The sequence below is a fragment of the Aquiflexum sp. genome, assembly GCF_041749095.1.
GTDB lineage: Bacteria > Bacteroidota > Bacteroidia > Cytophagales > Cyclobacteriaceae > Aquiflexum.
The window spans coordinates 1-4,868 of record NZ_JBGTCA010000342.1; the positions used below are offsets into that span (position 1 = coordinate 1).

At 40.0% G+C, this 4,868-nt stretch carries 6 protein-coding genes; all 6 read right to left on the reverse strand.

What is annotated here, in order from left to right:
• Positions 1-897, reverse strand: an 897-nt coding sequence (locus ACEW8O_RS15450; protein ID WP_373495523.1) for a glycine--tRNA ligase, incomplete at its 3' end; no start/stop codon positions are given.
• An 84-nt stretch (positions 898-981) separates the two neighbouring features.
• The gene (locus ACEW8O_RS15455) at positions 982-1,401 is read right to left on the reverse strand and encodes an outer membrane insertion C- signal (RefSeq protein ID WP_373495524.1); all 420 of its coding nucleotides are present in this window, start codon (positions 1,399-1,401) and stop codon (positions 982-984) included.
• A 300-nt stretch (positions 1,402-1,701) separates the two neighbouring features.
• A complete protein-coding gene (locus ACEW8O_RS15460; protein WP_373495525.1) occupies positions 1,702-2,742 on the reverse strand; it encodes an oxidoreductase in 1,041 nt (346 codons plus the stop codon).
• Positions 2,739-3,365, reverse strand: coding sequence for a response regulator (locus ACEW8O_RS15465; protein ID WP_373495526.1), 627 nt, complete (start codon positions 3,363-3,365; stop codon positions 2,739-2,741). The genes ACEW8O_RS15460 and ACEW8O_RS15465 overlap by 4 nt, the downstream gene beginning before the upstream one ends.
• 16 nt (positions 3,366-3,381) lie before the next feature.
• Positions 3,382-4,146 (reverse strand): sensor histidine kinase, encoded by a 765-nt coding sequence (locus ACEW8O_RS15470; RefSeq protein WP_373495527.1) that lies wholly within the window; start codon positions 4,144-4,146, stop codon positions 3,382-3,384.
• Positions 4,147-4,345: 199 nt separating this feature from the next.
• Positions 4,346-4,868 (reverse strand): hypothetical protein (locus ACEW8O_RS15475; protein WP_373495528.1); only part of this gene is annotated, 523 nt, incomplete at its 5' end.

Consider the following 4,868-nt stretch of genomic DNA (forward strand, 5'->3'; position numbering starts at 1 on the left):
TTCTATATCCATGGCGGCATTGGCATAATGCGCCAATTTCTCATGGTCGTGTCTCCTCAGCTTTTCTTCGGGAATTCCCAAAGCCCTGTGCCATTTCATCCTGGTTTCTGCCCATTCTTTATACCATTCCAATTCACTGCCGGGCCTGACAAAAAACTGCATCTCCATCTGTTCGAATTCCCGCATCCTGAAAATAAACTGACGGGCAACAATTTCATTTCGGAAAGCCTTTCCTATCTGCGCAATGCCAAAAGGAACTTTCATCCGGGCGGTTTTCTGGACATTCAGGAAGTTGACAAAAATCCCCTGTGCTGTTTCAGGTCTGAGATAGATAGTAGAGGAATCTTCCGCTACCGAACCTACCTGTGTTGAAAACATAAGATTAAACTGACGGACTTCTGTCCAATTGGAGGTGCCGCTGATCGGGCAAGTAATTTTTTCATTGATGATCAGTTCACGGACACCGGCAAGGTCTTCTGCTTCCAGCAATCTTGCCATGGCATTCAGAAGATTTTGGGCAGTTTCTTTGTCACCTGAGTTTTCATAGAAAGCCGCTTTTTCCTCTACCAGTACATCCGCACGGTACCGCTTCTTGCTGTCCTTATTGTCAATCATCGGGTCATTGAAGCTGTCCACGTGACCGGAGGCTTTCCAGGTAGTTGGATGCATGAATATGGATGCATCAATTCCTACTATATTGTCATTGAGACGGGTCATGGTCTCCCACCAAAGTCTCTTGAGGTTATTTTTCAGTTCCACCCCATAGGCCCCATAATCATACACAGCCTGAAGGCCATCATAGATTTCGGATGAGGGGTAAACAAAGCCATACTCTTTGGCATGGGCGATTATATCTTTTAATTGCGCATTCTCAGCGGTAACGTCATTTTTTGCCATGGGCGCAAAATTAAAGAAATAGATCGAAAGTAAAAATCCACCAACCCCTCCCAAAATTCATTTTGGGAGGGGTTGGTGGATTTTTTATCTGAAGGTATATTTGAGCCCTATCCCCGCCCTAAAATAATTTGAGCTTCTTTCGGTCCTGAATATGGGACTTGCCTCCAACAAAAAGCCAAAATTCTTACTGTTGAATGGTTTCAATAAAAGACCAAGTGGGACACCCAAGTAAAAACCGTCATTATTACCCTCAGTCCCCAAATGAAATCCACTGTAAAAGTTGACTTCTTCTTTTTGGATGAAATTGTATCCAAAAGTACCTTCTATTCCAACATCACTGCCTGTAGAAACCCGTGCTTCTCCAAACATCTTATTGTCCGGGTCTGTCCCGATAGCTGCGAAAGTACTTGAGCTCAACAAATAAACCCCTGCTGATATCTGGGCGTTGGCCTGAGAAACGGCCGCAAAAAAAAACAACATCAAAATCGCGAATGATTTGTTCATAAGAAATTATAGTTGGTTAGCGTCAGGCAAAAACAAAGATCAGACCAAAATTATATAGATCGCCAATGTGAGTGTCTCCACTCACATTCTTTAAGGGCTGCATTTTACTTGTTTTCATGGAAAAAATGGCGCTACAAACGCCAGACTCAGCGTCAAGGCTTAGGACAACGGGAAGACCAGACCAAAATTTCAAGATGCCAATACCTCAACAAAACGTTTGTTACATCAACCTTCATCTTTCCTCTATCCTCCTTTATTCAAAATCCTTAAATCTTAAATCTTAAATCTTAAATCTTAATTCTACCTTCCTCCTTCCAACTCAATCCTTCTCCCCTCTTCATTGCTCTTAAATGCAGCTTCAATGATCTGAAGGACCAGAATAGCTTCCTCCATTCTGACTTTCAGGGATGATTTTCCATTTATGGTGTCGGCAATGTTTTGGTAAAAATTCCTGTAATCTCCCCTTTCGGTTTGGTAAGAACCGGAAGAATTTTCAAGGTACATTTGTCCCCAGGCTTCTGAAGCTTCCAGCCCCCAGTTGACTCCCTCAGGTATTTCTCCGGCCTTGAATGCTTTTTCCTGTACATCCAGCCCGAATTTGATATAACTGCCTTTTTCTCCCAAAACCAAAAATTTTGGAAGTGGGGCATTGACAAGCACACTTGCAGTCAACCGTGCTTTGATACCCTCATACATCAGCGTGATGTCAAAGAAATCATCCGCTACGGCACCGCTTCTTTGCTTGAGGATTTCGGCATAGACCCACTTCGGTTTGCCGAATAGCATCACTGCCTGATCAATAAGATGTGTGCCCAAATCGTATGTAATTCCATTTCCGGGTACTTCCATCTCCCTCCAATTATCGGTGATATGAGATCTGAATCTGTCAAAATGCGATTCAAAATGAACAATCCTTCCCAAGACACCTTCAGCCAGAATTTTCTGAATGGTCCGGATATCCCCATCCCATCTCCGGTTTTGAAAGACGGATAGTACCAAACCTTTTTCATCCGCAATTTTTTTCAGCTCGATGGCTTCCTTGGAATGAACCGTGACAGGCTTGTCCACCACCACATGCTTTCCTGCTTCCAATGCTTTTTTTGCCTGTGGAAAATGATACTCATTTGGGGTGACGATGACTATCAGTTCAGCAATATCAGATTCTAAGAGATCATCGAAACTCCTGAATATTTCAAGATGGGGGTATTTTTCCTTTGATTTTTCATTGTTGCGTTCTACCACAGCGACAAGTTCCAGGTCCTCACAGACTGAAATCAATGGGGCGTGCATTTTTTCACCCACGGAACCAAATCCTACAAGGGCTGTTCTGATTTTTTTCATAAGTTCATATCATGCGCTTTTTTGATAAGTTCCGCAATAGAACTGACCCCAAGTTTATGATGTATTTTTTTTCTATGGGCCTCTACCGTATGAATGCTCAAATGAAGATTTAAGGAAACATCTCTGTTGGTCTTACCATTTTTTATCATCCGAAGGATCTGCAACTCTCTTTTGGATAGTTTGAATTTCTCCTTATATAGGTCAGCATAGAGGTCATCTTGATTTTGTTGAAGTACCTTTTGAAAACTCATGATGTGGGAACCTTCAAATACCTCTCTTATGGTATAAATAAGTTCATCGGGATCGGCATTTTTAAGAACATAAGCATTTGCGCCAAGTTTTCGGCATTTTTGAAAAATAGCCTCATCATCATACATGGACAGCACAATGATCTTGGGTCGGGGCCGGGTGCCCCTGACTGCTTCTATAACCCCGGCACCATCCATGACAGGCATATTCATATCAGTAAGGATCACATCTACTTTTCTTGATTTCAAAAAATCCAATAATTCCTGCCCGTTTGAAAAGACGCCAAGGATCCGGAAATCCTCCTCTTCCTCTAAAAGACCGGCAATCCCTTTGGCAAACATTTTATGGTCATCAGCTAAAGCAATATTGATCATTTTCTTTATTTTTTATTCAATTGGCTGAATGCGGTAAAACTATTTTTAATTCTGTTCCTTTTCCGATATTGGAATAGATGAGAATTTCTCCTCCTATAGTGTTCATTCTGTTTTTCAAATTATACATTCCGGAGCCTTCGGAATTTTTGTTGACATCAAATCCTTTTCCATCATCTTTTATGGTTATTTCTGATTTTGAGGTATCGGTATCTACAGTGATCTCAATCAGAGAAGGATGGGCGTGCTTGATGGAATTGTTCAGACATTCCTGAATGATCCTTATCAGGACAAGTTTTTTTTCCTTGTTTAATGGAAGGGCTCCTCCGTCATTTTGAAAGGCAACTTTGCAGAACCCGGTACTTTCAAGCTTGGCAAGTTCCTTTTTGATAAATTCCTCCAATGTGATGGAATCCACCCAATCCAAATTCAAGGACTTAGATAAGGCCCTTACCTCCCTGATAATTTCATTGATCAAAACTTTGCCTTCATGGACTTTTTCTATTTTGCTACTGGAAAGGTTCAGTTTTGCCAGTGAAAGCAATTGTCCAACATTATCATGAAGTTCACGTCCCACATAGCTCAGTATATCTTCCCTGATTTCTTTCTCCACATTCAGGATGGTATTTTCATAAGCAGCTTTCATGGATTCCACTTTTTGCTTGTTTTGGATTTGCCGCTGTCGATGGTAGATGACCATGATAATAATGAATGACACCATGAACAGCATAAGGAAAAAACCCAAGAGAATAATTACAAACAGGTCAGATCCGTTGTTCTCCATTTATTCGCCGATATTTTTTTGTTGATTTTTCCTTGGGATAGCTTAGGGGTACAGACCAAGATTGGACTAAGATACATGAATGATCCAATAATTCCAGCCCAATCCATCAATTTAGCATTCAGACATTCAATTTTTCTACATTTTAAAGGGCGGTAGTGCTTCGTCATTCTGAATGGAGCTCCTAAAAGGCATAAAAAAATCAAATTCCTTCGACTTCTTTTCTAAAAATATATGGCGCATAAAATGCCAAGCCCATCACTAGATACATGATACATCCCATAATCTTGATCAGAAAATTTAATTGTTGGTATAATGCAATGTCCATTTGGTCATAAAAGAAATTAAAAGAGATAAAATATAGAAATGAACATAAATAGAAAAACATCAAAAATGAGACGATCCAAAACTCGGGAACGGAAATCAGATTTTTATCCTCAAAGCGATTTTTTAAAAAAATGCCATAAATGAAATATAAGCACATTGCGATAATCATCAAGCTACCCAATGCCCATGAATAATTTTGGAAAGTGGTATTAATGGGCTGGAAATAAATGGAATTGATAATTATCCAAATCATATATATAATCCATAAGAAAATCGGTTTTTTACTTTGGTTCAGGATCAAATAGAAAAATAGGAATAAAAGAGATATACCTATGATGATATAACCTGTGTTGACAACCAATGTATTGTTTATTTTCAAAAGTTGAAGTTGTTTGGCT